The sequence below is a fragment of the Dietzia sp. E1 genome (genome assembly GCF_014145015.1).
Lineage (GTDB): Bacteria > Actinomycetota > Actinomycetes > Mycobacteriales > Mycobacteriaceae > Dietzia > Dietzia cinnamea_A.
The window spans coordinates 1-1,379 of record NZ_JAALDU010000433.1; the positions used below are offsets into that span (position 1 = coordinate 1).

Genomic DNA, 1,379 nt, shown 5'->3' on the forward strand with positions numbered 1-1,379 from the left:
CGGGGTGGGGCAGCCAGGCGCCGACCTCGAACTGCTCGGCGAGTCGCTGCAGCCAGCCCGCGTCCGCGCGTCCGGTGGGGGCGATGCCCGTGAGGCCGGCCAGCCCGGTGCGCTTGCGCAGGAGCCCCGGGTTGAGCAGCGGGAACCGCGGCAGCGGCGGCACGCTGGGCGGAGTGGAGGCGATGTGGTCCCGCAGCCTCGGGTCGGTGGCCCGGCCGTACTGCATGTCGACCAGTTCGGAGACGGAGACGCCGCCAGCGAGCATGGTGACGAGTTCGGCGCCCGCAGAGGTGCCGAGCATGACGTCGGCCTCGCGCGGGTCGACGCCGGTCTGCTCGGCCAGGGCGTGCAGGGCGGCGATCGCCCAGGCGGCCCCGATGGTGCCGCCGCAGCCGAGCACGAGTGCGGTCCTGCTCATGCGGTGGACTCCTGCCGACGGCGGGTCCCGTCGGCGCCGGACCTATCCACGGGGCTCGGCGACGAACACGGGAATCGTCCGCTCGGTCTTCTCCTGGTAGTCCGCATAGTCGGGGTACACCGACACCGCGCGCGCCCACCATTCGTCGCGCTCGGCGCCGGTGACCTCGCGCGCGGTGTAGTCGCCGACCCGGTCCATGTCCTGCACCACGACGTGCGGGTTCGCGACGATGTTCCAGTACCAGAACGGGTGCGTGGGCGCGCCGCCCTGGGAGGCGACGAGGGCGTAGGCGCCGTCGTGTTCGACGCGCATGAGGGGCGTCTTGCGCAGCTTCCCGGACTTGTTGCCCACCGTGGTGACGATGACGACCGGGATCCCGCCCAGGTCCGAGGCCTCGGCCCCGTTGGTGCGTTCGTACTGTTCGACCTGTGTGCGCACCCATTCGCTGGGGCTGGGTTCGTATTCTCCGGTCAGCGGCATGGAGTCTCCTCGGGTCGACGATGTCCTGGCCGTGAGTGGAACCTTACGCGGCCGGGGCGCTCAGGCGTACCGGTCCGTGAACCGGGCGACCGCGTCGACCACCGCGAGGTACCGCGGCGAGCGCACCGCGTCGAAGCCGTGCTGCGCGCCGGGCAGCTCGGCGCAGACCACCGGGTTCGGCGACCCCGCGCGCAGGTGCCGCACGAGTCGCCGCGAGCCCTTGACCGGCGTGTACGTGTCCAGCGTGCCGTGGATGACCGCCACCGGCGGCGCCCCGGACGCCGGGTGTCGCACGGGGTCCGAGACGTCCCGGGTCGCACTGCCCAGCCGGCCGTAGTATCCGTAGAGCCCGACCGCCGCGGCCAGCGTGGTGTCGACGTGCTCGAAGCCGGGCTGGAAGCGCGGATCGTTCGCGGTCAGCGCGGCCATCATCGCGATGTGGGCGCCGGCCGAGCTGCCCGCGACGACGATCGGCGCATCG

Annotated in this window: 3 protein-coding genes; all 3 read right to left on the reverse strand. The window is 73.0% G+C overall.

Annotated features, from left to right (window positions below):
- Nucleotides 1-418, reverse strand: a 418-nt coding sequence (locus G6030_RS13505; RefSeq protein WP_347238665.1) for a patatin-like phospholipase family protein, incomplete at its 3' end; no start/stop codon positions are given.
- A 42-nt stretch (nucleotides 419-460) separates the two neighbouring features.
- On the reverse strand, nucleotides 461-898 hold the full coding sequence (locus tag G6030_RS13510) for a nitroreductase family deazaflavin-dependent oxidoreductase (protein ID WP_182643476.1): 438 nt from the start codon (nucleotides 896-898) through the stop codon (nucleotides 461-463).
- Between the two features lie 60 nt (nucleotides 899-958).
- A partial coding sequence (locus G6030_RS13515; protein ID WP_182643477.1) for a prolyl oligopeptidase family serine peptidase occupies nucleotides 959-1,379 on the reverse strand: 421 nt, incomplete at its 5' end.

Bases quoted from the DNA above. Each gene is read 5' to 3' on its own strand.
- G6030_RS13510 (WP_182643476.1), bottom strand. From the start codon at position 898: ATGCCGCTGACCGGAGAATACGAACCCAGCCCCAGCGAATGGGTGCGC.